This window comes from Nocardia sp. NPDC051750, from assembly GCF_044453135.1.
Classification (GTDB): Bacteria; Actinomycetota; Actinomycetes; order Mycobacteriales; family Mycobacteriaceae; genus Nocardia.
In genome coordinates this window covers 1,043,674-1,069,929 of record NZ_JBITCK010000001.1, presented here as the reverse complement: position 1 = coordinate 1,069,929, position 26,256 = coordinate 1,043,674, and the positions used below count along the sequence as shown (strand labels likewise).

The 26,256-nt window shown below is 68.8% G+C and carries 22 protein-coding genes, 1 tRNA gene and 1 other RNA gene; 12 read left to right on the top strand and 12 right to left on the bottom strand.

The window, feature by feature from the left end:
• Positions 1–77 precede the first annotated feature (77 nt).
• Complete coding sequence (locus tag ACIA75_RS04635) at positions 78–3,068, bottom strand: DNA polymerase III subunit gamma and tau (RefSeq protein WP_397099877.1); 2,991 nt, start codon at positions 3,066–3,068, stop codon at positions 78–80.
• A gap of 116 nt (positions 3,069–3,184) precedes the next feature.
• On the opposite strand from ACIA75_RS04635, the gene ACIA75_RS04630 reads away from it, so the two are divergent.
• Together ACIA75_RS04630 and ACIA75_RS04625 are read left to right on the top strand one after the other, a co-directional pair.
• Positions 3,185–5,461 (top strand): MMPL family transporter, encoded by a 2,277-nt coding sequence (locus ACIA75_RS04630; protein WP_397099875.1) that lies wholly within the window; start codon positions 3,185–3,187, stop codon positions 5,459–5,461.
• On the top strand, positions 5,458–6,147 hold the full coding sequence (locus tag ACIA75_RS04625) for a TetR/AcrR family transcriptional regulator (protein ID WP_397099873.1): 690 nt from the start codon (positions 5,458–5,460) through the stop codon (positions 6,145–6,147). The genes ACIA75_RS04630 and ACIA75_RS04625 overlap by 4 nt, the downstream gene beginning before the upstream one ends.
• A gap of 1 nt (position 6,148) precedes the next feature.
• Here the strand turns inward: ACIA75_RS04625 and ACIA75_RS04620 are convergent, their stop codons facing one another.
• Positions 6,149–6,991: a neutral zinc metallopeptidase gene (locus ACIA75_RS04620; RefSeq protein WP_397099871.1), complete on the bottom strand. Its 843-nt coding sequence runs from the start codon at positions 6,989–6,991 to the stop codon at positions 6,149–6,151.
• A gap of 383 nt (positions 6,992–7,374) precedes the next feature.
• Here ACIA75_RS04620 and ACIA75_RS04615 point away from each other — a divergent pair, with 383 nt between their 5' ends.
• Positions 7,375–8,985, top strand: a complete 1,611-nt coding sequence (locus ACIA75_RS04615) for a DUF2207 family protein (protein WP_397099869.1) — start codon at positions 7,375–7,377, stop codon at positions 8,983–8,985.
• Positions 8,986–9,051: 66 nt separating this feature from the next.
• On the opposite strand, the gene ACIA75_RS04610 is transcribed toward ACIA75_RS04615, so the two are convergent.
• Together ACIA75_RS04610 and ACIA75_RS04605 are read right to left on the bottom strand one after the other, a co-directional pair.
• On the bottom strand, positions 9,052–10,335 hold the full coding sequence (locus tag ACIA75_RS04610) for an ROK family protein (protein ID WP_397099867.1): 1,284 nt from the start codon (positions 10,333–10,335) through the stop codon (positions 9,052–9,054).
• 269 nt (positions 10,336–10,604) lie between these two features.
• A complete protein-coding gene (locus tag ACIA75_RS04605) occupies positions 10,605–10,910 on the bottom strand; it encodes a hypothetical protein (RefSeq protein ID WP_397099865.1) in 306 nt (101 codons plus the stop codon).
• Positions 10,911–10,994: 84 nt separating this feature from the next.
• Here ACIA75_RS04605 and ACIA75_RS04600 point away from each other — a divergent pair, with 84 nt between their 5' ends.
• From ACIA75_RS04600 to ACIA75_RS04590, 3 genes are all read left to right on the top strand, one after another.
• Positions 10,995–11,369, top strand: coding sequence for a hypothetical protein (locus tag ACIA75_RS04600; RefSeq protein WP_397099863.1), 375 nt, complete (start codon positions 10,995–10,997; stop codon positions 11,367–11,369).
• 94 nt (positions 11,370–11,463) lie between these two features.
• The gene (locus ACIA75_RS04595; RefSeq protein WP_397099861.1) at positions 11,464–13,527 is read left to right on the top strand and encodes a hypothetical protein; all 2,064 of its coding nucleotides are present in this window, start codon (positions 11,464–11,466) and stop codon (positions 13,525–13,527) included.
• The gene (locus ACIA75_RS04590) at positions 13,527–14,243 is read left to right on the top strand and encodes an ESX secretion-associated protein EspG (protein ID WP_397099859.1); all 717 of its coding nucleotides are present in this window, start codon (positions 13,527–13,529) and stop codon (positions 14,241–14,243) included. The genes ACIA75_RS04595 and ACIA75_RS04590 overlap by 1 nt, the downstream gene beginning before the upstream one ends.
• A 128-nt stretch (positions 14,244–14,371) precedes the next feature.
• Here the strand turns inward: ACIA75_RS04590 and ACIA75_RS04585 are convergent, their stop codons facing one another.
• A complete protein-coding gene (locus tag ACIA75_RS04585) occupies positions 14,372–14,944 on the bottom strand; it encodes an HhH-GPD-type base excision DNA repair protein (protein ID WP_397099857.1) in 573 nt (190 codons plus the stop codon).
• Positions 14,945–15,128: 184 nt separating this feature from the next.
• Here ACIA75_RS04585 and ACIA75_RS04580 point away from each other — a divergent pair, with 184 nt between their 5' ends.
• The gene (locus ACIA75_RS04580; RefSeq protein WP_397100924.1) at positions 15,129–15,935 is read left to right on the top strand and encodes a methyltransferase domain-containing protein; all 807 of its coding nucleotides are present in this window, start codon (positions 15,129–15,131) and stop codon (positions 15,933–15,935) included.
• Between the two features lie 13 nt (positions 15,936–15,948).
• Here the strand turns inward: ACIA75_RS04580 and ACIA75_RS04575 are convergent, their stop codons facing one another.
• From ACIA75_RS04575 to ACIA75_RS04565, 3 genes are all read right to left on the bottom strand, one after another.
• Complete coding sequence (locus ACIA75_RS04575) at positions 15,949–17,235, bottom strand: aminotransferase class I/II-fold pyridoxal phosphate-dependent enzyme (protein ID WP_397099855.1); 1,287 nt, start codon at positions 17,233–17,235, stop codon at positions 15,949–15,951.
• Between the two features lie 475 nt (positions 17,236–17,710).
• An RNA gene (gene ffs / locus ACIA75_RS04570) (signal recognition particle sRNA small type) lies at positions 17,711–17,805 on the bottom strand.
• 244 nt (positions 17,806–18,049) lie between these two features.
• Positions 18,050–18,135, bottom strand: a tRNA-Ser gene (locus ACIA75_RS04565).
• Between the two features lie 144 nt (positions 18,136–18,279).
• Between ACIA75_RS04565 and ACIA75_RS04560 the strand changes: the two genes are divergently transcribed.
• The gene (locus tag ACIA75_RS04560) at positions 18,280–19,017 is read left to right on the top strand and encodes a hypothetical protein (RefSeq protein ID WP_397099853.1); all 738 of its coding nucleotides are present in this window, start codon (positions 18,280–18,282) and stop codon (positions 19,015–19,017) included.
• Positions 19,018–19,051: 34 nt separating this feature from the next.
• On the opposite strand, the gene ACIA75_RS04555 is transcribed toward ACIA75_RS04560, so the two are convergent.
• Together ACIA75_RS04555 and ACIA75_RS04550 are read right to left on the bottom strand one after the other, a co-directional pair.
• On the bottom strand, positions 19,052–20,428 hold the full coding sequence (locus ACIA75_RS04555; RefSeq protein ID WP_397099851.1) for a wax ester/triacylglycerol synthase domain-containing protein: 1,377 nt from the start codon (positions 20,426–20,428) through the stop codon (positions 19,052–19,054).
• Between the two features lie 90 nt (positions 20,429–20,518).
• Positions 20,519–20,716 carry a DUF397 domain-containing protein gene (locus ACIA75_RS04550; protein WP_397099849.1) on the bottom strand — a complete coding sequence of 66 codons (198 nt, stop codon included), beginning with the start codon at positions 20,714–20,716 and terminating at the stop codon, positions 20,519–20,521.
• Positions 20,717–21,167: 451 nt separating this feature from the next.
• Here ACIA75_RS04550 and ACIA75_RS04545 point away from each other — a divergent pair, with 451 nt between their 5' ends.
• The 3 genes from ACIA75_RS04545 to ACIA75_RS04535 are packed head-to-tail and all read left to right on the top strand — an operon-like array spanning position 21,168 to position 23,374.
• The gene (locus ACIA75_RS04545) at positions 21,168–21,695 is read left to right on the top strand and encodes a DUF309 domain-containing protein (protein ID WP_397099847.1); all 528 of its coding nucleotides are present in this window, start codon (positions 21,168–21,170) and stop codon (positions 21,693–21,695) included.
• Positions 21,692–22,642, top strand: a complete 951-nt coding sequence (gene gluQRS / locus ACIA75_RS04540) for a tRNA glutamyl-Q(34) synthetase GluQRS (protein ID WP_397099845.1) — start codon at positions 21,692–21,694, stop codon at positions 22,640–22,642. Before ACIA75_RS04545 ends, gluQRS begins: the two co-directional genes overlap by 4 nt.
• A 48-nt stretch (positions 22,643–22,690) precedes the next feature.
• Entirely contained in the window at positions 22,691–23,374 is a 684-nt protein-coding gene (locus tag ACIA75_RS04535; RefSeq protein ID WP_397099843.1) for an RDD family protein, read from the top strand.
• Between the two features lie 11 nt (positions 23,375–23,385).
• On the opposite strand, the gene ACIA75_RS04530 is transcribed toward ACIA75_RS04535, so the two are convergent.
• On the bottom strand, positions 23,386–23,931 hold the full coding sequence (locus ACIA75_RS04530; protein WP_397099841.1) for a DUF4190 domain-containing protein: 546 nt from the start codon (positions 23,929–23,931) through the stop codon (positions 23,386–23,388).
• A 37-nt stretch (positions 23,932–23,968) separates the two neighbouring features.
• Here ACIA75_RS04530 and ACIA75_RS04525 point away from each other — a divergent pair, with 37 nt between their 5' ends.
• The gene (locus ACIA75_RS04525) at positions 23,969–24,742 is read left to right on the top strand and encodes a queuosine precursor transporter (RefSeq protein WP_397099839.1); all 774 of its coding nucleotides are present in this window, start codon (positions 23,969–23,971) and stop codon (positions 24,740–24,742) included.
• Positions 24,743–24,905: 163 nt separating this feature from the next.
• On the opposite strand, the gene tgt is transcribed toward ACIA75_RS04525, so the two are convergent.
• Positions 24,906–26,162 carry a tRNA guanosine(34) transglycosylase Tgt gene (gene tgt, locus ACIA75_RS04520; RefSeq protein ID WP_397099837.1) on the bottom strand — a complete coding sequence of 419 codons (1,257 nt, stop codon included), beginning with the start codon at positions 26,160–26,162 and terminating at the stop codon, positions 24,906–24,908.
• Positions 26,163–26,256 lie beyond the last annotated feature (94 nt).

Here is a 26,256-nt window from a genome sequence, read left to right as displayed (position 1 = left end):
GGAAGTCCGCAGCCACCCGCCCATAGTACCGCCGGATGCGAACTCCGGTTAACTTAACGCGGTCGAGACGGTGCTTGTCAACCGTTCAAGGGGGTGGCGCCCAGCTCACTGGCCAGCAATTCCAGAGCGACCTCGTCCGGGTCGCGCCGCTCCCCCGGAGCGGCCGGACGCGCCGCGTCGGCGAGCATCTCCTGCTCCTCCTCCGGAGTGGCCGGCGGCACCGCACCCGATCCGTAACCGTAGTCCTCCGGGCCCGGATCGTCCGGAAGGTCCGGATAGTCAGGGGGCGGTATGTCGTCATAGGGGTTTCCGGCAGCCGCCGCGTTCGTGCCGCGCGCCTGACTCGGCCGCGAGAACCGGGGCGGAGCTGCCGCTGTGCGCCGCGGCGCACCGGTCGCACGACCCGGTTCGGAATCACGGCCGCTCGCCTCGGACTGCCCGGCGGATTCCGGGCCGGCGCCGCCTGCGCCGCGCACTGTGGAAGTGCTCTCCTCCGGCCCGGCCCCGCTATCACCGGAGCCGGCAGCCTCGCTCCCCGGCCGCCCGGTCCAGGTCCGCTTCGGGCCGCCTCGGCGACCCCCCTCGGAATCACCCGAATCGGCGTCGCCGGAGCGCCGGCCACCCCGCTCCCGGCCGCCGGGGCCACGCGAAACCTGCTGTCCGGCGACCACCCAGCGCACGGGATGTTCATGCCCGAGCACCGCGGCCACCGCCGAACGCACCGCCGCCAGCGGCTGCGGTTGCGACAACCGCTGTACCAGCGCGGCATGATGAGCCAGGACGATCTCGCCCTGCTCGACACCGGCGACCGAGGCACCGGAGGTGAGCATCGCGCCGATTGTGGTCCCGAATTCCCGGACCTTGACCTTGATCTCGGGCCAGGCGGCTTCCACCGCGGACAGCAGATCCGGGCCGGACTCCGGGCCGGCTGTTTCGGCGGCCGGCGACCCGGGTTCCGCCGCGGCCGCAGCCTCACCGCCGGCGGCGGATACGCCCCCGGCCGGCCCACGGCCCCCGTCTCCCTCGTCGGCTGCCGGACGCGTAGACGCGCCGCCACCCGGGACACCGGAGCGCGCATCCGAAACACCGCGCGCAGCATCCGAAACACCGGGTCGCACCGAATCCGCGGCACCAGGACCCGCAGTGCCCGAACCAGCAGGCGGCACCGCATCTGCGGCCCCCGACCGCGCGCCTCCCGCAGAATCAGAGGGCACATCCGAGCCGGCAGGGCGCACGGTATCCACAGCATCTGGTCGCACCGCCCGCGCCGCCCCGGAATCCGCAGTGCCCGGACCAGCAGGGCGCACTACATCCGCGGCATCCGGTCGGGCGGTATCCGCAGCGCCAGAGCGCGCGGCATCCGAACCGGCCGGCCGCACGGTATCCGCGGCACCCGGTCGCACCGCATCCGCGGAACCAGAATCCGCAACACCCGAACCGGCGGGCGGCACGGTATCCGCGGTACCCGGCGTCGGGTTCGCGACATCAGAGTGCACGGCGTTCGCAGCAACAGGTCGCACCGCATCCGGGGTACCCGGTCGCGTCGGATCCGCGGACCGTGGTGGCCCTGCCGGCGGGGCATCGGCGGCGGGCCGATCATCGTTCCCGGTTCCGGGTTCATCGTGCGTCCGCGCACCCGGCGCCTCTGCCGGAACGGTTGCAGCAGCGGACGTTTCTACGCGCTGCCCTTGATCCGCGGCAGATCGCCGCGCCCCGGATACCGCGGGCTTGCCGTCCGGCGCCGCATCGCCCGTCGGCCCCTCGGGCGATGCCTTGGCTCCGCGCAGCGCCGCCAGCGCTTCAGCGCCCCGGCGGCGGGACGGATCGGCGGCGGGACGGGACGGTGCCGGGACCTCCCTGCCCGGCGGCAGCCCCGAATCCGCACTCCCCTCGGCAGGTGCCGCGACCGCACCGGAGGCCACCCGCCGCTCCAATTGTTCGAGCCGCTGCAGGGTCGCCGCATCCGAGACATCGGCCGCGGGCAGCAGCATCCGCGAACAGACGACCTCGAGCAGCAGCCGGGGTGCGGTGGCGCCACGCATCTCACCCAGTCCGGCATGCAGCAGTTCGGCGCACCGGGTGAGCGTCCCCGGCCCGAGGCGGGACGCCTGATCACGCATCCGGTCCAGCAGATCGCCCGGGGCTGCGACCAGGCCGCGCTCGGTGGCATCGGGCACTGCCTGCATCAGGATCAGATCGCGCAGGCGCTCCAGCAGGTCCACCGCGAAACGGCGCGGGTCGTGACCGGCCTCCATCACCCGATCGACGGTGCCGAACATGGCGGCACCGTCGTTGCCCGCCAGCGCGTCGACCGCTTCGTCGATCAATGCCACGTCGGTCACCCCCAGAAGCGCCACGGCGCGCGTATAGGTGACGCCGTCGCTTCCGGCGCCCGCGAGCAGCTGGTCGAGAACGCTCAGGCTGTCCCGCGGGGACCCGCCGCCCGCCCGGATCACCAGCGGATACACCGCCTCCTCCACCGGCACGTGCTCCTGCTCGCAAATATCGCCGAGCAGACCCCGCATCGTGGCCGGCGGCAGCAGCCGGAACGGGTAGTGATGGGTACGCGAGCGGATGGTGGGCAGCACCTTCTCGGGCTCGGTGGTGGCGAAGACGAAGATCAGATGCGCCGGCGGCTCCTCCACGATCTTCAGCAGCGCGTTGAACCCGGCCGTGGTGACCATATGCGCCTCGTCCACGATGAACACCCGGTAGCGGGATTCGGCGGGCGCGTAGAAGGCACGGTCTCGCAGCTCACGGGTATCGTCCACACCGCCGTGACTGGCGGCGTCCAGCTCGATCACATCGAGATTCCCGCCGCCCCCCGGGCCGAGCGACACGCAGGACGCACACGTCCCGCACGGAGTCGAGGTGGGCCCCTCCACACAGTTCAGCGATCGGGCCAGAATCCGGGCCGACGAGGTCTTCCCGCACCCACGCGGACCGGAGAACAGATAGGCATGACTGATCCGCCCGGTATCGAGCGCCGTACACAGCGGGTCGGTGACATGCTCCTGGCCCACCACCTCAGCGAACGTTGCCGGTCGGTACTTCCGGTACAGAGCCACGGCTGGAGTTTATCCACCTCCGCAACCTTCGCGGACGAGTGCGTCCGGACCTCTTCCCTCGCTGAGTTAACGGCGTTACGCTAACGCCACTAACCTACCGACCCGGGGGCACCGCAATGCTGATCCGAATCGCGCAGTTCGTTACGAGATTTCCGCGGGCGATACTCGTCGGCGCACTGGCCCTCGCACTGCTGTGCGGCGCCTTCGGTGCCACCGCCGCATCCGGGCTGAAATCGGGTGGGTTCGTCTCCTCCGACGCCGAATCCACCCGGGCCACCGAGCTACTCGCGAACAACTTCGAGGGTGCCGCGCCCAACTACATCCTGCTGGTCGAATCACCGGAGGGCGTCGACGCCGCCGCCGTCCAGGCCCGCGCCCTGCGGATCGTCGACACGATCCGGGCGCACGAGCACGCACGCGGCGTCCAGTCGTACTGGACCGCGCCGTCGCCCGCGGTCGCCTCCGCACTGCGGAGCACCGACGGCAAATCCGGTCTGATCGCGGTACATCTGGACGGCGACGAAACCCAGATGCAGGAGGTCGCGGCGGAACTCGGCCCCCGAGTGACCGGGACGGCCGACGGGATCACCGTGCGCGCAGGCGGCGCGGCCGCGACGTTCCACGAGGTCAACGGGCAGATCACCCACGATCTGGCAATCGCCGAGACCGCGGCGATCCCGTTGACGCTGATCGTGCTGGTGCTGGTGTTCGGCAGTCTCGTCGCCGCCTCGCTGCCGCTGCTGGTCGGGTTGTTCGCGATCGCCGCGACGCTGGCGATTCTGCGGCTCTTCACCCTGTTCACCGATGTGTCGATCTACGCGATGAACCTCACGACCGCGCTCGGGCTGGCGCTGGCCATCGACTACAGCCTGTTCATCGTAAGCCGGTTCCGGGAGGAGCTCGCGGGCGGCCTGGACCCCCGCGCGGCCACCGTGCGCGCCCTGCAGACCGCGGGCCGCACCGTTCTGTTCTCCGCGCTGACCGTGGCGCTGTCGCTGTCGGCAATGCTGGTTTTCGACCTGTACTTCCTGCGTTCCTTCGCCTACTCGGGGGTGGCGGTCGTGGTTGCCGCCGCGGCGGCCTCGGTGGTCGTACTGCCCGCCGCGCTGGTACTGCTGGGCCATCGGGTCAATGCCCTGGACCTGCGCGCGCCGCTGTTGCGGTTGTTCGGCCGGAAACCCGCCCCGCTCGGCGCCATGATCCCGGAACAGACGGGCTGGTACCGGCTGGTGTTGCGGGTGATGCGTTTCGCGGTCCCGGTATCCGTCGCCATCGTGGCGCTGCTGCTGGCGCTGGGTTCGCCGTTCCTGTCCGTGAAATTCGGTTACCCCGACGAGCGGGTGCTACCGACATCGGCCGACAGCCGTCAGGTGGGCGATGAGGTCCGCGCCGAATTCCCGCGGGCCGATCCCGGCGGCAACACCACCATCGTGCTCGACGGTTACCACGACGAGCAGGGCGTCGCGGCATACGCGGCCCAGCTGTCCGAGGTAGACGATGTGACCGGTGTGCTGTCCAGCGCGGGCGTGTATGTCTCGGGCAGCCGGCTCGCGGCCACACCTCCCGGCATGGCGAACGACACCGGCACCTACCTGACCGTCAACACCTCGCTCGACCCGTTCTCGCCCGCCGGCGGCGACCAGTTGGCGACTCTGCGGTCGGTGCCGGCGCCGGCCCCACCACTGTTCTCCGGCGCGGCGGCAGTGAACGAGGACTCGCTCGACGCACTGGCCGATCGCCTTCCACTGGCCGGCCTGCTGATCGTGCTGACCACATTCGTGGTGCTGTTCCTGTTCACCGGCAGCCTGATCCTGCCGCTGAAAGCCCTGCTGCTGAACACCCTCTCGCTCACCGCTGCGTTCGGCGCCATGGTGTGGATCTTCCAGGAGGGACATCTGGAGGGCCTGCTCGGCTTCACCGCCGTCGGATATCTGGTGCCGACCATGCCGATCCTGATGTTCTGCCTGGCCTTCGGCCTGTCCATGGACTACGAGGTGTTCCTGCTGTCGCGGGTCCGCGAGGAATGGCTGCGCAGGCGGGCCGGCCGGACCGGCAACGAATTCGCCGCCGAGGACAACACCCAGTCCGTCGCCATCGGGGTGGCCCGCACCGGCCGGATCTTCACCGCGGCGGCGGTGCTGATGGCCATCGTGATCGGGGCACTGACCACCTCCAAGGTCTCGTTCATCCAGCTGATGGGCCTGGGGCTGACCCTGACGGTGCTGGCCGACGCCACCATCATCCGCGCGCTGCTGGTACCGGCGCTGATGCGGTTGCTCGGGCCGCTCAACTGGTGGGCGCCGAAACCGCTGGCCCGGCTGCACGCCCGGATCGGCCTGAGCGAGGAAACCGGTCCACGCGCGGCCGATAGCGAACCTCCGGTGCGGGTATGAGCGCGCGACCGCGATCACCGCGCGGGACCGGTGGCCGGTTGCGGGCCGAGATCATCACCGCCACCCGGGAACTGCTCGAACGGACGGGCAGTGTCGACGCCGTATCGATTCGCGCGGTCGCGGGCCTGGTCGGAGTCAGCGCACCCTCGATCTACCGGCATTTCACCGATAAGGACGCACTGATCGACGCCGCGGTCGCGGAAGTGTTCGAAGCACTGAACACCGCGATGCAGGCCGCGGTCGACCCGGCCGACCCGCCGGCGCTACGGCTCCGGCGGCTCGGACTGGCCTATATCCGCTTCGCGCTCGACCATCCCGAACAGTATCGGCTGGCCACCATCCCCACCCATACCAGCGGGGCGGTGGATCTGGTGCTGACCAGCGGCGCGTTCCGGTACTTCGCGGCCACGGTCGAGGAGGCCATGGCGGACGGACTCATCGACCGCGGTGACCCGACCCCACTGGTGCTCGAACTGTGGGCGGCCGCGCACGGTATCGCCTCGCTGTTGGTGGCGAAACCGTTTCTGCCCTGGGGTGATCCGATGGCGATGGCCGCACGGGTACTGGACGCAGCCTGCGCGGGCCACGTCCTCACCGAACTGATCGGCCCCGAGGCCTCTCCGGCGGAGATGACGCAGTGGCTGACCGAGTTACGGAACCACGCGCGCGGAACCGCCCCGGACTGATTCAGCTCACCGCGTCATCGGGAGCGGTGAAGGTGTTGCACTGGGCCGACCGGTTGTGTTCCACACCCAGCCCGAACCAGCGCCCCCCGTTCTCCGGGGTGCCGTGATCGCGCATATCGCCGCTCTGATCGCCTCGATTGTCGGCATCGGTGCGGGCCTCCGACATCTGTTCCGCTGTCAGCGATCCGCCGCCGGCCGAGGACACCAGATACATCCCGTCGAAACAGTTGGCCTGCAGTTCGACTCGGCGTGACAGTTCCAGCCCGTCCGGACTCTGGGCCCCCGCATCGATCCGCTCGTTGTTGGCGGCGAGCAGAATCCCGGACAGGTTCTGGATGTGATGGCCGTATTCGTGCGCGAACACCGACAGGTAGACGACCCAGTTGTCCTCGTAATAGTCGGTTTGCAGCTGGCTGATCGGCATATAGATGGTGCGATTGGCCGGGCAGTAGAAGGCGGCGAAATTACTGGTCGATCCGGTGCACGGGGTGGAGATCCCGTCGGTTGTCGCCGAAACGTGCACGGTCGGCGGTTCGAACGGCAACCCCGCGGCCGCCAGCACCGGCTGCCAGGCCCCTTCCAGGCATTTCTCGGCACTACCGAAGAACGCCCGAGCGGTGTCCTCATCGGTCGACCACTCCGCGTACGGGCAGTTCGCCGGAACGAGTGTGGCGTTCGGATCGGTGAGCAACGGGTTCGTCCCGGTTTCGGCGGGCCCGGTCGCGCCGGTGTCGTAACTGTGCTCGGGCTGCGGCCCGAGAACGTTCAAACTGCCGGTGCCCAGGGCCCCGCGGATCAGCCCCGCCACCACGAGAACGGTGATCACGACCAGCACTCCGAGCACCCCGCCACCGCGCCGGCGCCGGGGCTGCCGCCCGTGTGGCGGCCGCTGCGGAACAGGCGGAGGCATGGGCGGGGCGACGATCGGGCGATAGCCGGGTATGGGACCGCGCTGCGGCGGCGGACCCGGCCGCGGCGCATACCCGGGTCGCTGCTGCGGATATCCCGGCCCGGCGGGATATCCCGGCCCGGGTCCGGGCGGCGGCGGCCGATGCGGCTGCCCCGGCGGCCCGTAGGGCGGCCGGCCGCGTGGCGGAATCGGCTGCCTACCAGGGGGAACCGGCCCGCGTCCGTCAGGTGGTCGAGTCATTCCCCCGGGCCCCCTCATACTCTCGGTTCACCAACAGCCGCTGACGCAGGATAGCAAGCTGATTAAGGTAACGAGTCATGCTCACATCTCGGGGGGGCGCACCGGCGCTACTACTCGCACTGATCGGATTATTCACGCTGTTCGCGCCGGGGGCACCGGCCGCCCGGGCCCAGCAACCCGCCGGTGTGATCCTCAACCTGGACATGACCCTCAGTCGCGAGGGTGTCCTCGAAGTCACCGAAAAGGTGACGGTCCCGCCCGGTGAAAGTTTCACCATGTCGCTGCCGCTGCGGGTGCAGATCAGCGAGGACTCCGAACGCCGGTTCGCTGTCACCGATATCGAAACCACCGGCCCCGGGACCGCGGAGATCGCCGACGATCTGTTCACCATCAACGCCGATCCCGGCGAGTCGACCTTCCGGTACTCGGTGCAGAACACGGTCAGCGACGCCGAGGGCAGCCAGGTGTTCCGCTGGTTCGGCGTGCTCAATGTCGATATCGCCGAAATCCACGCAACCCTGATCAGCCCCAGTTTCGAAATGGGCATCGTGGAATGCCTGCTGGGCCCGATCGGTAACACCCGGCCGTGCGCACAGGTGCGGATCGAACCGGACGGCGTGCTGTACCTGGACCAGACGAACCTCCGCAAGGGCGAATCGGTGGATCTGACCCTGCAGATCCCGCCCGGCACCGTACCGTCGAACGCCGATATCAGCGGGCCGGGAAGCTCGCCGTTCGCGGTCACCGGCCCGGTGCTGCTCGCGTTCGCGCTGCTGCTGGCCGCGGTGGCCGCACTCGCCGCCTACATCCTGTGGACGCGCCGGCAGGCCGCACCCGGCGAACCGGCGCAACCGCTCGTCCGCACCGACGGCCGCACCCAGTTCGGTTCCCCCGCGGGCATCCTGCCGGGCGAGGCCGGCGTTCTACTGGACGGTCACGCCGACCCGACCGATATCGCCGCCACTGTCGTCGATCTGGCGGTGCGCAATTATCTCTGGATCGGGCGCACCGGCGAGACCCAGTGGCAGATAGTCCGGATCAACCCCGCCGACGATCTGCTGCGGCCCTACGAACGAGCCGTCTACGACGCACTGCTACCCGCCGGCACCGGCGAAGTCACGATCGCCGAACTGGGCGTTCCCGGCCGGCTCCCGGCCGAACCACTCCGCCGGTCGATGCTCGCCGACGCGGTCGAACGCGGCACGTTCGCCGACCCCACCCGACGCCGCCTACCGCTGTGGCTCGGTGGCGGGCTGGTGGTGCTCGGCGCCGGGGTCACCGTTCTCGCCGCGCTGCTGGGCGGCCACGCCCTGGTGGGCGTGGCGATCGCGCTCGCGGGCGGTGCCCTGCTCGCGGCCCGGAAGTTCCTGCCGATCCGGACGGCGTTCGGGCGGTCGCTCACCGGCCAGGTCCGCGGACTGCAGCTCGGCCTGGAACAGGTCACCACCGAGCAGATCCCGCCCGGCGACCGGGAACTCGTATTCTCCCGTGGCCTGCCCTACATGGTCGTCTGGAGCCGGGCCGACAACTGGGTGCGGACATTCCGTGACCTGGACCCGTCCGCGGACGACGATCCGGGCCTGTACTGGTTCGGCGGCTTCGAGCGTGACCGAGATCTCCATCAATTCGCCGGGCACTTCCCGTATTTCATCACCGCGCTCGAAGGTCTCTTCCCCGCGAAGAAGTAACCCCGCCCGCACAACGAACTGCCCCGCGTGCACACAGCACGTGGGGCAGTTCGGTTTCGCGGGAGCTCAGGCCTGGAGACGGCGCAGGGCGGCCAGGGGATCCGCGTACAGCGCACTCAACGAGGTGACCACCGCAGCGAACTCCTGCACCTTCGACGCATAGCCGGTGACCCGGATATCCGTGGGCGGCAGCACCGTGGCCTCGTTGAACGCACGGGCCACATGGGCCAGTCCGGGACGGTAGGTGGTGAACGCCTGTCCGCCGAGCACCACGCGGTCCGGGTTGAGCATATCCCGTACCAAGGCCACCGTACGGCCGAGTACGGTCGCCCGTTCCGCAAGCAACTCCTGAGCCGGTTCCGAACCACGCACCGCGGCACGGTAGAGATCACCGATATTCGAGCTGGCTTTCCCGTTGTGCGCGGGAATGATTCCGCGACCCACCGCGCGCGCATGCAGCGCGCGGTCACCCACGGTGGCCTCCAAGCAGCCGCGCCGGCCGCACTGGCATTCCACATCCGACCCGGTCGGCAGATGAGCGATCGAACCCGGTCCGCTGCTCGGCGTGTGCACCCGGCCGTCCAATGTCACCGAGATACCGGCGGTTTCCCGGACATAGAAGTAGAGGCTGCTGCCGTGCAACGCACTTGCCTGATCGGGGGTATCGGCCGATTCCTGACTCACACCGGGCAGCAGCAACTCCGCCGCCGCCATCGCCTCGACGTGCGGCGCCACCGAAATCGGCAACCCGAGCACCTCGCTGAACACCGCCCCTACCGGCGCGGCATGCCAGCCCAGTTTCGGATGATCGACAACGCCGGTGGTCGGGTCGACCCGGCCACCGATCGCCACACCGACCCACAGCGGGGTCCGCCGATACCACCGCTGCAGAAAAGATTTCGCACTGTGCGCAACGGTTTTGACCGCGAACTCCTGCCCGGTCTGCGGGGTGGCGATGGTCAGGCCGCCGAGAATCCGGCCACGCAGATCGGCGACGACGATCCGGGTGGACGCGGCGCCGATATGCACGCCGAGCGTGCCGGCGGTATCGATATCCACCTCGAACGGAACCCGGGGGCGGCCGACCGCGCCGGAGGCGGTGAGGTCGGCGCGTTCGCGGAGCAAACCCGCGGTGAGCAGCGCGGACACCTGACGATTGACGGTGGCGATACTCAACCCGGTGGCGCGGGCGGTCTTATCGCGGAACACCGGGCCCGTGGTGGCGGATCGCAGGACCGCCGCGGCCGGATTATCGGAAAGTCGCAGATCCGGGGGGACGACCGGACGGGGGATACGGGTGCGAGTGGTAGGAGCCTGCGACGCGATGCGTTCGGCGGTGCGGACAGCCATATGATTTCCTCGATTTAATTCCCGTACGCCGGGATTTGCCTACATGTGCTGCAACGAGGCGGCGAGTGGATCGGAATCGCTCAACCGCGGCGGCGGGAGCAACACAACTCGCGGGTGAGGGGCAGCCGCAGACCGAGCGCGGCGGTCACATAAGTGACCGGCTTCGGCTTGGTGTGGCTGGTAGACATAACAAATAAATTAACATCCCATACCGCGCCACACCAAGGGGTACGCCGCATCCGCATCCCTGAGCCGGGCGTTTCTCCAGGTCAAATCCGCTTTTCCGGCGCGCCATCGCACCCTGCCCCCACTGCATCCCCACGGGCTGCGGCCACGGATAATTCGCCGCCACGTACCGTCTTGCGCGCCCGATATGCACGGGTGGATCGATTTCCGCAAACATCGCGCGAACCGCACACCGAAGGGTATTTGTTCACCGGAAATTTCCGGAAATAATTCTCCGCGATCCGGCGGGAAATATTGTCCGTCTTTTCACGGAGAATATTCTCCGCATCCCGGTGGAGAATTTGCCCGCGCAACGCCACCGCATACGCACGAACGCAGGAGCCGGTCACGGCCCATCCAGATCGACCCTGGTACGAGCCCTTTTTCGCTGCTAAGCTCCGGTCGCGAGGCGGGGAGTCCGAAGGGGGAAGACGATGTCCGTACCGGAATTGGGCAGACAGACGGGGTTGGGACTGTACGAGGCGGCCAAGGCCGGCGAGTTCCACATGTCGGAAGAGGTGGCCCGCGGTCTGGCCGATTCCTGCGACCGGCTCGTGGAGCGGGTGCGGGAGGCCAGGAACAATGCCGCGGCACTCACCCCGGTCCACGGGTTCCCGGATCTACCGTCCGGCCGGGCACTCACCCGCGGATTCGACGCCAAGGGCCGGGAATATCTCGACGTGCTCGACGCCTTCGAACAGGCCGCGCTCCAGCACAAGGCGGCTTACCTGGCGGCCGCCGCACTGTTCCAGGAAGCCGACGCCGCCCTCGCCGCGACCCTGGCGGATACCGGCCGGGATACGGCATGATAGCGAATTACGCAGGGGCACAGTAGAAGTGAATCCATTCGATCCGAGGCTCTTTCCCGGGTAGCCACGGACCGAACGACCAAGGGGGCCGACCGTGGCGCACCAGGGGCAGACCGGCAGAACGAACACCGGCACCGATCCGGCCTATGTGCCGGACCGCGAGATATTCGACGCGTACACCCACCAGCAGATCTGGGACCTCGCACACGAGAAGCTGGCTCCGGCCGAACTGCGTCGCCTCGCCGACGCGTGGGGTCTCGCCGCAAGCGTGCTGGAGTCGGCATTCGACGATCACGCCCGCGAGATCACCCGGCTGTCCGGCGAGTGGTCCGGTATCGCGGCGGCCACCGCCGCCCGCGCCGCAGCCGCCCTCGTCCAGGCCGGTGACGATTCCGTCGCGGTGTGCCGGGTTCTCCAGCAACTCATGACAGCGGATTCCGGAGCGGCAGAATCGGTGCGGGCAGCCATCCCACCGCCGCCGGCGCCGTACCGGCCGGACCCGGACCCGGCGGTCGAGGCCGCCACTGGAGCCCAGCGCCGGATGGCTTACAACACCGCCGTCGCGGCAGCGGCCGCCGCCGCCCAGGACGCCATGACCTTCGGCTACAACCCGACGATTCCGGCGAGCGGCGACGCTGTCCCCCGCTTTCCCACCGCGGTCGAGGGCGCGGACACCGCCGGCGTATCGGGCGTTCCAGGTACTCACGCTGGTGCGGCGGCACCGGGAACCGAGTCCGCGCCGGCCGTCGGCGCATCGCCCGGAGACGGCGATACCGCCCCGGCAACGCCCGGAGTGGCACCCCCCAGCGAGGACACGGCACCCGACCCGGAATCCGGCCGACCGGGCACACACCCGCAGCCGCTGATCGGCACCGATTCGGCGCCATATCCGCAGCCACCCGTGCAGGAGTCGCAACAGGGCGGCCCACCACGCGAGGTTCCATCCCAGGCCGTGCCACCGGCAGACGGATCAGGTACACCGACAGACGCGGCAGGCGCACCGGAGGAAGAACCCACGCGGCCGGAGAACGCGCCCGAGGCCGGCCCACCACCCCCGGAGGGCACCGCGCCGGCCGATACGACATCGGCCGGTACAGGCCCGGCACCTGCCGCCCACCCTGCCGGTGCGGATCCTGCGGGCCGGACAGCCGCCCCGCCCTCGGTCGAACGCGGCACTGTTTTCGCAGGCGGTCCAGGTATCGCGGACCCCGCACCGCGACCGCCCGGCGCTGCGGTAGGTGGCCCGGCCGTTACAGGCACCGGCCCCGCGAATCCGGCCCCGCCGCTTTCTCCCTCGCCACCGGGCGGCTCGAGCGGGGCAGCCGGACATAGTCATCACGGCCCGGTTTCCGGGCCTTCCGGAGCCGCGCCCGCACCCGGCTCCGCGACCGGATACCGTCCGGGTTCCGCCGTCCTGCCTCCAGCCCCCGCTGGTCCGGGGATTTCCGCTCCGGCCGGTCCAGGAGCCCCAGCTCCTACCGGTCCAGCCTCGGCGCCGGCCGGTCCGGAGCCGACCGGGCCAGGGGGCCCGGTTCGCACCGGTTCGGGAGCCCCGATTCCCTTCGGCCCGGACACTCCGGGATCCATCGGTCCGGACACTCCAGTCCCACTCGGCCCGAACGCTCCGGGTGCCGTCGAGCCGGACGCTCCGGGTGCCGTCGAGCCGGACAGCTCGGGCCACTGCCAAGGAGGCCCCGGTCGCACCGGCGCAGCTACCCCGTCTCCCGCCGACCCGGGAAATTCGACTCCCACTGCACAAGGCCCGGCCGGGCCGGGCACCTCGTCCCCCATCGGCTCCGGCCCGGACTCCATCGCCCGGGCCCCGGGCGGCTCCCCGGAGCCTGCCCGTCCACCCGTCCCCGGGTACCGGGAACCCTTCGTCGCGGCCGGCACCGAATCGGATCCGTCCCCCGGCACAGCAGGTACCGAGCACCCTGGGGCTCGACCCTTTCGCCTGGTCCCTGCCGGGATTCCGCTGGCCGGCGCGGGCGGCTCGCCACCACTGCGCCCGGCCGATGACGAGCGGTCCAGCCCCGATTACCTGCAGGCCCCCAACGAGGATCTGACCGCGACACCGCCCTCGGTTCCACCCGTCCTCGGCGAGTACACCGAGGCGGAGCGGGCCGAACGTGCCGATCCGGGTGGCGGGAGCCACTGATGGAGTGGGCGTTCACGCCGGACGAGTTCAGCTACATCTGGCAGACCGAAACAGGACTCGACCGGCGCCCCCACCCCATCGACCTCGCTCCCCGCGCCACCGCCGCCACCGAGAGCGCCCGGTCCGCGCTCGAGCTCGAACGCCGCTTCCCACCCAACGGCGACCCCGACCTCACCGGCACCCTGCGTTTCCTCGCCCGCACCGATGTCACCCGGGTCACCGTTTTCGGCGACGATTTCGACGGCGAGGGGCGGCGCTGCGATCCCGTTCTCGCGGTCGCCGTCGGTTTCGGCAACTGGGGCGCGCTGGTGCGCGCGCGTTCCGGGGAGGTCACCGTGATCGCCTGCCATGCGCGAACCGTCGGCAAACATCTGGTCAGCACGCTGGGACCGGCACGAGCGGGCCGGTTGCCCGCGATGCGCGAACCACGTGCCGCCGTGCTGTGCCCGGACCAGGGTGCCGGCGCGACCGCGACCGCGGCGATCCGGGCACGGCGGCTGCGGGCGGCACTGCACCGGCCGATCGATGCCCGCGGATTCTTCACGATCGCGGTCGCCCCGGACGACCCGATGTCACCGCCACCGATCTACCGCACCTGGCTCGATTTCACCGGCGACGGGCGCTACCTGCTGGCCGCCGGCGCCGACTTTTCCCTCACTCCGATCGGCGATTCCGGTCTGGCCGCCGAACTCACCCGGCTCGCCCGATTCCGCTGACGGACCACCCCGGCGCGCCCGGCAGCGTTTTCTTCCCGCTACGCCGGGGCGGGTGTTCTTCGGGCGGCGTCGCAGCGCCTATTCCGGTTGCGCCGAGTCGGCGCTTGTCCGGGCCGCGCCGCGGCGGTTCATTTCTGCTTCGCCGCTGCCTTCATCTGCTTCTTGAATGCGCGGACCTCGAGCAGTGTCTCGCCGTCGACGATATCGGCCGCCGATCGCCGCGAACCCGGCTCGGCGTAGTCCCCGGCCGCCGCTTCCCAGCCCGGCGGGCGGATATCGAGCTGCTTACCCAATAGCGCGAGGAAGATCCGCGCCTTCTGATCGCCGTACCCCGGTAGCGCCTTCAAGCGCCGGAGCACCTCTTTGCCGTCCGGATCCCCGGCGGTCCAGATCGCGGTCACGTCACCGTCGTAGTGCTCGAGCACATAACGCGCCAGATCCTGGATGCGCCGCGCCATGGACCGGCCGTACCGGTGGATGGCAGGCGGGGTCGCCGCCATGTCCTCGAACTCGGCCTGCTCCGCGGCGGCGATCGCGTGGATATCCAGCCCGCCCATCCGGTCGGCGATCTTCTTCGGACCCCGGAAGGCGTGTTCCAGCGGATACTGCTGATCCAGCAGCATCCCGATCACCAGCGCCAGCGAACTCTCCGACAACAACTGGTCCGCCTCGGGTTCCTGCGCCAGACACAATTCGGCCATCGCTCGCTCTCCTCACTTCGGACTACAGCGATGATCCCACGGCGCCTGCCCACCCAGCGGGCATACCTCGCCTCCGCACCGGCCATGCGCGGACTGTGGGCTTCGCCCAGCCGCACCTATTAGGCTCGCCTCCATGCCACACACGGCGATACACCCACCCACCACCACGGATGGACACGGACCCATGGACAGTTTCGGGTTACGCCCCGACCGCTTCGACGCCGCCGGCCAGGACCAGCTGGTCGATATTCGCGATCTACAGGCCACGCTCCCCGGGCTCACCCGGTTGCGGGAATGGGCGCACGATGCGCTCGCACTGCAACCCGGTGAGAAGGCCGTCGATATCGGATCCGGCACCGGTTCCGAGGTCATCACCTTCGCGGAAGCGGTCGGGCCCACCGGTATCGCCGCCGGCGTCGAGCCAGACCCCAATCTGCTGGCTGCCGCCGAAAAGCGGGCCGCCGAGGCGCATTCGCCCGCGACCTTCCACTCCGGCGATGCCTACGGCCTGCCGTTCGGCGCCGACACCTTCGATGCCGTGCTGAGTGAACGCGTTTTCCAGCATCTCACCGCACCCGCCCGCGCGGCCCGCGAGATCGCCCGCGTCCTGCGACCCGGCGGCCGGACGGTTGTGATGGACGCCGACTGGGGTTCGGCGATCGTGCACCCCGGCGATCGCCGCGTGGTGCGTGAGGTCGTCGACACCCTGATCTCGGCGACCACCAATCCGTATTCGGGCCGCCGGTTGCAGGGTCTGCTCACCGCCGCGGGCCTCGAGGTGGTGAGCACCGGCTCGCACGCCCTGGTCCAGGAACGGTCCGTTGGGGCCGGTGCGCTAGTCAGTAGGGTTTCCGCAATGGCGGTGGCGCGGCGGGTGATCACCGAGGCCGAACGGGAACGGTTGCTCGCCGATCTGGCCGCGGGCGCGGCGGGCGGGGATATCCACCTCTCGGTGACCATGTTCGCCGTCCACGCCCGCAAACCGGCCTGACCGGCGCCGTCTCCTACTTCAGCAGTTTCTCGGTCGCTGCCAGCAGCACGCAGGTCGCCAACCCGTCCATGGCCTGTTCCAGCTCCGGCAGCGCCGGGAAACTGGGGGCGATCCGGATGTTCTTGTCGTCCGGATCCTTCTTGTACGGGAATGCCGACCCGGCGGCGGTCAACGCGATACCGGCCTGCTTCGCCAGCTCGATCACCCGCGCGGCCGTTCCCTCGAGCACATCGAGGCTGACGAAATAGCCGCCCTTGGGCTCGGTCCAGGAGGCCACCTTGGACGCCCCCAGCCGTTCCTCGAGTATCCGCAGGACCAGGGCGAACTTCGGCTCCAGAATGGCGCGGTGCTTCTGCATATGAGCCCGCACCCCCGCGGCATCGCTGAAGAAACGCAGATGCCGCAGTTGGTTGATCTTGTCCGGGCCGATGCTCTTCTTCCCCGCGTGCCCCAGATACCAGTTCAGGTTCTCGGTCGACGCACCGAGGAAACTGACCCCGGAACCAGCGAAGGTGATCTTCGAGGTGGAAGCGAAAACCAAGGGGCGGTGCGGGTTTCCCGCCGCCGCGGCGAGCCCGAGCACATCCACGACCGGGGCCGCGGTATCGGTCAGCGGGTGCACCGCATAGGCGTTGTCCCAGAACAGCCGGAAGTCGGGCGCCGCCGCGGGCAGCGAAACGAGTTCCCGGACAACCTCTTCGGAGAAGATCACACCGGTCGGGTTGGCGTAGTTCGGTACCGCCCACAAGCCCTTGATCTGCGGATCGGCGGCCACCAGTTCGGCGATCATCCGGGTATCGGGCCCGTTGGGACCGATAGGCACCGGGATCATCTCGAAGCCCAGCGATTCGGTGATCGCGAAATGCCGGTCGTAGCCCGGGCTGGGGCACAGGAACTTCACCACGGGCTCATCGGCCCACCGCCGCGGCGAATCGGGCAGGCCGTACAGCGTGGCGAAGACGATCGTGTCGTGCATCAGCTCCAGGCTGGCGTTGTTACCGGCGATCAGGTTGTCGACGCCGATACCCAGGAGCTCGCCGAAGATGGCACGCAGCTCCGGAAGTCCGTGCAGACCACCGTAGTTGCGGCAGTCGGTACCGGTGCCGTCACGAAAATCGCCGTCACCGGGCAGCGAGAGCAGGGCGGAGGACAGGGCGAGTTGTTCCGGTGACGGCTTGCCTCGGGTCAGATCAAGGGTGAGCTGAGCGGCCTGCAGTGTCGCGTAGTTCGCGGACTGGAGTTCGTGCTCGGCGGCGAGTTCCTCGGGACTCATCAAACCGATCTGCGTTTGCCGGGGCATCCTGGACAGCCTTTCCAACTACCTGGGTGGGGTGAATGCTCTATACAGGCGGCCGATGTGACGGCCGCCCCGAGCCACGTTACCCGGCCGGTCGCTGTCACTGGGAGGTGTTGGGCTTCTCGGCGAATCAGCGTCGACCGGATCCGGCGCGATTGCGGTACCGCCACCGTGGAATACCGGAACCGCCCGGCGCAGGAGCGGGCCGGGGCGCTGACCGTCACAAACGGCCCCGCTCATGTGCCCATGGACACAACACCGGAGTGGGTCGGGCAGGGCGGCAGCAGCGAGCGGCACCCGCGGCCGTTTGCACCGCGGCCGGGCTCACCGAGCGATACTTCTACGAGAGCTTCACCGGGCTCGACAGGGCCTTCGCCCATATGCCGATACACGCAGCGGAGAATGGATCGGGCTCGGAGGCGGTAGCGGAGCGTGACCATACAAGACCTTCGCCCGCATGCCCCGGAACACGGTTCGAATAAGGGGACCCCGCGCACCCGGCAGAGCCCGTTGACCCTTGCTGCCTTCCGGCCCTGGGGGAGTTCACAGGATGCGCGCCGCGCGGGATCCGTGGGCCAGTGTAGCCGCTACCCGCGACCACCCGAACCGGGGGTCGCGGCGATCCTGCTCACCTCCGGGAGCCCACGACCACGTTCCGGCAATGCGGGCGCCCGTCCGGCAGCCGTAGCTGTGCCGATATGCCCGGACCAGTCCTTACGCGGCCGCGCCGGGTCGGAGTGCAGCCACAACGACGGTTCGCCGAGCCGGCACAGAAAAAGGCCCCGCCGGGAGATTGCTCCACCGGCGGGGCCGACTGCGGAGGATGCGGGATTCGAACCCGCGAGGGCTGTTAACCCAACCCGCGTTCCAGGCGAGCGCCATAGGCCACTAGGCGAATCCTCCGCCGAGCAGCATACCTGCCACCCCATCGCATCGTGAAAACACCCGCTCATCCCTCCTGCCGAGGCAGTGCCCACACCGCGCTCATAGCACGAATCACCTTATCCCGCAAGATATCCAATGCGTCAGCCCGCTGAGCACCCAATTGTGACGGCCGTCGCGCCTGTCCACGCCGACGGTGCCATGATGGGCGCCGTGGATCCCCAGGTGATCGAGATCGTTCAGAGTTCCCCGGCCTGGTGGCAGTCGTGGCTGCCGCTGCTCGGTTCGCTCGCGCTCGGTGGCGCGGCGGTGATCGCCGTGCTGGTCAACAACCGCACGAACCGGGATGCGATCGCCGCTGCCGATGAGCGGGCCCAGCGGACCCTGTCCGTCGCGTCCCAGCACCAGAGCGACAGCGCCCAGCGCCAGGCCGACTCCACTCGGCTCCAACTCGACGCCGCCCACCATCAGGTGGAATCCGCGCATGCCGTGGCGTTGGTCCAGGCGGGTGAGCATTGGCGGCGGGATACCGTCGCCGCGGCCGTTGCCGATTCCCTGGGCATGTCCGGCCGCATCTGCCAGGCGCTGCGCCGCGACGACGAGTGGACCGATGAGCTCATCGGCGATCTGATCCACGAACTCGAGGCCGGTTCGGATCGGGCGAACGTCCTGCGTCTGGCCGGCTCGGATCCGCACTACAAACAGTGGCGCCGGCTCGCCGACACTCTCTCCGACGTGCTGCTGTCCGCCCTCACCCTGCAGCGCAAGAAACTGCAGGATGCCCCGCCGGAGGAGATCCGCGCGGCGCGCGACCACAAGACGCAACTGCTGGGCGAGGTCCGGGTCGCCGAACGCGAACTCATCGTGGCCACCCGCGAAGAGCTGGGCATCGACCCGAACTGACGTATCGGGCAGGGCCGGGGAACGGGCCGGTCTGTCAGCCGGCCGAGCGAACCAACTCACGCACCGCATCACTCAGATGGCCGGCATAGGTATCCAGATCAGGTACGACGCCGGGATCGGCATGCACGGACAGCGTGACCGTCTCCCCGAGCCCGTGGATCCCGTGCGTGAGATGCATCACTGCCCCGAGGGCGGGGAATCCGCCGGTGAATCGCACCGGCGCGCCGCCGAAGGCCAGATCGGCCGGCCCACGATTCACACTGGAGACCACGGTGTGCCCGGTGATCTGCTCGGGCACGGTGTCGATCGGATAGCTGTGCACATCCCGGCGCAACAGCAGCGGCGGCAGCACCGCGGTGACGGAATCCTGTGCGGCCAGCAGCGGATGTCCGGCCCGCTCCCGGCGGGCCGCCAGTTCCGTCGCGATCGCGGCGGCCCGCCGGAGCGGATCCCGTTCACCGGCGCCGAGGTCCACACCCAGGCTGCGGTAATTGTTCCGGATGCCGGGGCGCGGCGGTAGCGCCATCGGTACCTGCGCACCGAGCCGCGTGACCTCGGCCCCGCGGCTCCTCAGGTACCGCTCGACCGCGATCGACACCGCCGTCAGACCCACCACCGTCACAGTGAGACCGGGTACTCGGAACTCGCTCGCCGGCCACACCAGCATTTGCACGCTATGGCCCGTGACCTCGGCGGGCCGGTTCAGCGGACCGGACGGATATCCGCCCCCGGGCCGGGGCACCCGGCCCGCCGCGGTGAGCGCGTCGAGTTCACGGCGCGCCCGCGCGGCGCCGATGCCTCGCCGCACGGTGCGAACCATCCCGACCGGAAGTGCGGCGGCGGCACCCAGCGAACGGAGCGGGGAAGCGGCGGCCGGCGCGGCCGCACGTGCCATGCGTCCGGTCGCTGCCCCCTCGGCGGCAAGGTCTCCGGCGGAGCGCACGGGTTGCGTGAACAATGCGCGGGCGATCCGGGCGGCGCCGCGACCGTCGACCAGGGCGTGCGATATCTGCAGCACGACCACTGTCACCTGCGCATCGGGTGCCGGGCTGTCGCAGATGCCGCGGAAAATATGCAGCAGCCAGGGATATTGCGTCGCGTCGACCCCGGTCCCGGCCGATCGCCCGACGGCGGCGAGCAGTTCCGGCCAACTGGGTGCAGCGAGCTGGTGTCGTACGACCTGCGCGGGATCGGGCTCGGCGGGGATCCACGCCGGATAGGTCAGGCCCGTGGGATCGTCGCGCAACCGAACCCGCAGTTCGGGGATGCCCGCGCAGCGGTCCAGAATTTCGGTGCGCAGTTCGGAGTCATCGCGGGTGGATTCCGCGAAGCAGTAGAGAAGGAACTGGTCGTTGCGTGTCCGCCGCGACAGCCAGTACATGGTCGCGTCCGGAGCTGACAGCGAAATCACCGGCCGACCCTAATCGACGTACCTGCACCGACAGGCAAAGGCCCCGGACCGCCCGGGTCCGGGGCCGTACTGCCTGATATCGGGAAAACCTCAGGCGCCGCGGAAATCTCCTGCCGACACTCCGGACAGGAACTCGGCCCAATCGCCGGGCGCAAAGGCCAGCACCGGCCCGTTTCCGCGGTCCTTCGTATCCCGGACCGCGACGTTGCCGTCTACGAGAAATGCCACCTCCACGCAGTTCCCGTCCGGGCCGCTGTATGTGCTCTTCCGCCACACAGCACCCGTCATATCCACCTTCACGGCACTGCACTCCTTCGCTGCGTCGATAACGATATTGATTCCTGCATAGTTCCTGACTAGCTGGTATCCGGTGGAAGACACCGAATACTCGATGCACGCGCAGATAGCGAGCAAATATCCGGTTTGCCAGGATCGGACTCGCACTGTCCGCGAACACATCTGACGCGATGGCTCAAACCCCTTGTGAGCGGCCCCGCACCCCGAACACTAGCAGGTTCGTCCCGGATTTGCCGACCTCTTGCCAACTGAGCCAATACCGTTGCCAATCCCGCTAACGTGGCCCATTGCTACACAATTGCGGACTTATAAGGACGACTTTGCTCAAAAATCTCCGAAATGCATAGGAATGGACCAATGTGATTATTACGTGATCCGCAGTTCACCCTTTGTCAATCCCCCTGACGCAAGCTCCAACGGGGTGGAGCGCGATGATGGCTTCATGCCCGAACGCGATCGCGACGACCAGGGACGCGCCACCAATGCCAGGCCCCGCGACCGGCTGGGACGTCCGCTACCCCCGGGTTCGCCCGGCATCCCGCGCATACCCGACGACCTGGACCTCGAACCAGCCGAAGCGCTCGCCTACGCTCAGCGCCTCCTGGACCAGGGCTTGGCCTTCAACGCCCACGAAGTACTGGAATCGGTCTGGAAGAACGGACCGGATACCGAGCGGATGCTGTGGCAGGGGCTCGCGCAGTACGCGGTCGGCCTGACCCATATCCAGCGCGGGAACAACAAAGGGGCCCGGACGCTGCTGCGGCGCGCAGTCGAGCGGATCCGCGCATTCGACCCCGCGGCGGCCGGCCATCCGAGCGGCAGGCTCCCCTACGGACTCGACGGCCCCGGTCTCATCGCCCACGCCGAGTCCTTGCTGGCCCAACTCGGCGAAACCTCCCCGGCACCCGCCACCACAGCGGCAGCCGAATCGTCCGCACTCATGCCCCGGCTCACCCGCGACCTACCATGACGGTGATGCCCATAGACCGCGCGACCACCCCGCTCACGGCCGGGGCCGGCCGGTACGCCCCGAGCCCTTCGGGCGATCTACACCTCGGGAACCTGCGGACCGCACTGCTGGCGTGGCTGTTCGCCCGCACCACCGGCCGCCGCTTCGTGCTCCGGATCGACGATCTGGACCGGGTCCGTCCCGGCGCCGAAGAACGCCAGCTCAGCGATCTCGCCGCCCTCGGCCTCGACTGGGACGGCCCCGTCCTGCACCAGTCCGACCGGCTGCAGCGCTACGACGCGGCCGTCGATCGGCTCACCGCGGCGGGCCTGACCTACGAATGCTTCTGTACCCGGCGGGAGATCCAGCAGGCCGCCGCCGCACCGCACGGACCACAGGGCGCCTATCCCGGCACCTGCCGCGATCTCACCCCCGCCGAACGCGACCGGCGCCGGGCCACCGGACGTCCCGCCGCGCTGCGGCTGCGCTCGGCCCGGACAGATTTCGAGATCACCGATCGGCTGCACGGAAAGTACCGCGGCCCGGTCGACGACCTGGTTCTGCGGCGCGGCGACGGGATCCCGGCCTACAACCTGACGGTCGTGATCGACGATGCCGAACACGGTGTGGACCAGGTGGTCCGCGGTGACGATCTGCTGCCCTCCACACCGCGGCAGGCCTATCTGGCCACCTTGCTGGACCTGCCCGTCCCCGAATACGCCCACGTCCCGCTGGTGCTGAACACGACGGGACAACGCCTGGCCAAACGCGACGGCGCGGTCACTCTCGCCGACCGGCGCGACCGCGGCGATTCCGCTCGGGACGTGGTCGGCATACTGGCGGACTCACTGGGTCTGTCGGGCGGTAGCGCGGACGAACTGCGCGCCGGATTCGATCCCGGCCGGCTTCCGCGTACTGCCTGGGTCTTGGCGCCCGACAGCTTGGTGTCCACGGCCGACGGTCCGTAACCTGGCCTGCGACCGGGTCTTTACGATTTTCGAGTTCAGGCAGGCGAGATGACCAGTGGCGGGTACCACCCCAGCAACCACCCCCAAGCCGGGCAACCGTACGGGCAGCCGCCCCAGTACGGCGCCCCGGGACCTTACGCACCACCGCCCGGCCCATCGCAGCCTCCCGGACAGCACCAGCCCCCTGGACAGCAGCCCCCGCCCCAGAAACCGCCCCGGCCCGCCTACCAGCAAACCATTCATCCGCAGCCGCAGTACGGCGGAAGCCGGTACGGACAGTTCGATCCCGCGTTCGGCGTCCCGGGCAAGGTCTGGCCCCGCTTCGCGGCGCGGCTGATCGACAACCTCATCATCGCGCTCCCCCTGGCGATCCTGCTGAATTTCCTCGTCATGCCGACGATGGGCGGCGGCTTGTCCGGGATGTCGGTCAGCTACGCGATCGTCTTCGCCGCCACCCTGGTGTACTTCGTGCTGATGGAGAGCCGGACCGGGTCGACACTGGGCAAGAAGATTGTCGGCCTCAAGGTCGTGGCACCGAACGGCGCACCCACGGTGCCGCCGCTGGTCTCCCTGAAACGCAATGTCTACCTGGCGGTATCGATTATCCCCTGCCTGGGCTGGCTGGCCGGATTCGCCCTGATGGTCTATATGGCCGCCACCATGGACAAGGACCCGAACAAACAGGGCTGGCACGACAAACTCGCCGGCGGCACCCAGGTTCTCGAAGCCTGAACGGCCGCCTGCTAATACGACGATGTGACGAACATCAGCACAACGTAGAGCACCCAGATCACGATCACGCCGACACCGGCCCAGATCCCGCCCAGCGCAAGACCGCGGCCTTCCTGACCGCTGTCACGAATCTGGCCGAGTGCGATCACGCCCATGATGATTCCGGCGATGGCGCCGATTCCACACCCGCAACCCGCCAGCGAGCTGATCAGCGAAGCGATCGCCAATCCGTTCGTGCCCCGGCCGGCCGGATAGCCGTACGGCTGATAGCCGGCCGGGTATCCGGCACCGTAGGGCGTCGCCGGAGGATATGAAGGATTCGCGGGGTAGGGGTTGGATGGGGGCACGGCCGGGGAGGGCGTCGCGGGCGACGGCACGGAATACGACGGATTCGCGGGCGGCGGAGTAGCCGGCATCGGGGACGGTGCCGGACTCGACGGGTACGACGGATAGTTGGAAGGTTCGCCCGCGGACGGCTGCGCGTTCGCGGGGTCCGACGAGACGCCCGACCCCCCGTACTGCTTCCACCATTCGTCGGAGTTACCGGGGTTCGTCATGCCTACACCCTATTCGAGAGTCTGATTGGATAGCCGGGTGGAAGATTCGAACAAGCCCCCGTTACCCGGCAAGTCTGGACACCCCGCGCCCGTTCACGCGGCCTACGCCCAGGTGGCGCGGGGGTACTACACACCGATCGTCGTATTGTTCACCGCAACGCTGCTCATCTCCAATATCTGTGCCACCAAGGGGGTGCAGTTCTTCTCCGAGAGCTCCCTGAAGCTGGGCCCACTGGAGATACTGCCCATCACCACCGACGCCGCGTTCTTCTTGTTCCCCCTGGCCTATGTGCTGGGTGATGTGCTCAGCGAAGTCTACGGTTTCCGCGCCACCCGGCACGCCGTGTTCTACGGGTTCAGCGCACTGCTGGTGATGGTCGTCTGTTTCGCCATCGCGATCCAGCTGCCGCCGGCCGTCTTCTACGAGAACCAGGAGGCGTTCCGCAGCGTTATCGGCACCACCCCGCAACTGGTGGCGGCCGGGCTGGCGGGGTATGTCGTCGGCCAGCTGCTGAACTCCGCGACCCTGGTGCTGATCAAAGAGCGGACCCGCGAGAAGCACCTGTGGGCCCGGTTGATCGGGTCGACCGTGGTCGGCGAACTCGCCGATACCCTGATCTTCTGCTCGATCGCCGCGACCGCCATCGGTATCGACAGCTGGAGCCAGTTCGTCAACTACGTGATCATCGGTTTCCTGTGGAAAACCCTGGTCGAGGTGCTGATGCTCCCGGTCACCTATCGGGTCATCGGTCTCCTGAAAAAACATGAGCCGACCTACGCCCCCACCGAGGTCACCCCCCTGCGCTCCTGACTCTCCGGTGTCCTCAGCCCCGCGCTGGGGACACCGGATCATCCCTCTGTGCCGCCACGTGGAACATCCCACGGCGCGGAGCCTACGAGGTACGCACCCTCATGTCCGGATGGTCCACGGGTGGGGCCGCCCCTGGGCTGCCCCGAGACCGCGGTCACCGAACTCAGGGCGCGGTGATCCGGCCCTTCCAACGCCCCAGCGCCTCCGCCCGGAACTCGTCGAAATATCCCCCGTCGATACTCGCCCGGATCCGATCGACCAGCCGGATCGTGAACCGCTCGTTGTGGATGGTGCACAGGGTCGAGGCCAGCATCTCCTTGGCCTTGAACAAGTGGTGGATATAGGCGCGGGTGTAGTGCCCGCAGGTGTAGCAGTCGCAGGTTTCGTCGATCGGCGTGAAATCCCGTTTGAACCGCAGCGTATCGATATTGAAGCGGCCGGCCTCCACATAGATCCCGCCGTTGCGGCCCACCCGGGACGGGTTCACACAGTCGAAGGTGTCCGCACCCGCCTCGATCGCGGCGAACATATCCTCCGGTTCGCTGATCCCCAGCATATGCCGCGGTTTGTCCTCGGGCAGTTCGTCGCAGCACCAGCCGACGATGGTGCCGAGGTTGTGCTTCTCCAGCGCACCACCGATCCCGTACCCGTCGAACTCGGTGCCCCCGGCACCGCGGATCTCGGCGAGCTCACGGGACGCTTTGCGCCGCAGGTCCTCGTACTGCGCGCCCTGCACCACCGCGAACAGCGCCTGATACGGCCGGTGCGTACGGTCGGCGGTGAGCCGTTCGTGCTCGTCGATACACCGCTGCGCCCAGTGATGCGTGCGCTGCACCGATTTCTCCTGGTAGCCACGGGTGTTCATCAGAGTCGTGAGCTCATCGAAGGCGAACATGATGTCCGCACCCAGCTGATGCTGGATCCCCATGGACACCTCCGGCGTGAACCGGTGCTTCGACCCGTTCAGATGCGACCGGAAGGTGACCCCCTCGTCGTCCACGGTGGCCAGCCGTTCCTTACCTTTGGCGATCACATCATCGTTCTGCACATCGACGGTTTCCATCGCCAGCACCTTCTTGAACCCGACACCCAGCGACATCACCTGGAAACCGCCACTGTCGGTAAAGGTGGGTCCGGGCCAGTTCATGAACGCCGCCAGCCCACCGGCTTCGTCGACGATATCCGGGCCGGGCTGCAGATACAGGTGGTAGGCGTTGGCGAGCAGCGCCTGCGCCCCGAGCTCACCCATCGCCTCGGGGAGCACCGCCTTCACGGTCGCCTTGGTTCCCACCGGGACGAACGCGGGCGTGGCGACGGTTCCGTGCGGGGTCTCGATGGTCCCCGTCCGGCCGTGCCGGCCGCCGTCGAGGCGGGTACCTATGCTGAAAGAGAAACCGGCGCTGTCGGACACGCCCGCCATCCTCGCAGGCAGTGTCAACAGGGCACGAGCGAGGGCCGACGATCGGTCCATCAACCGACGCGGAGGCCGGAGCGGAGGCGAAGGTATCGCGCTG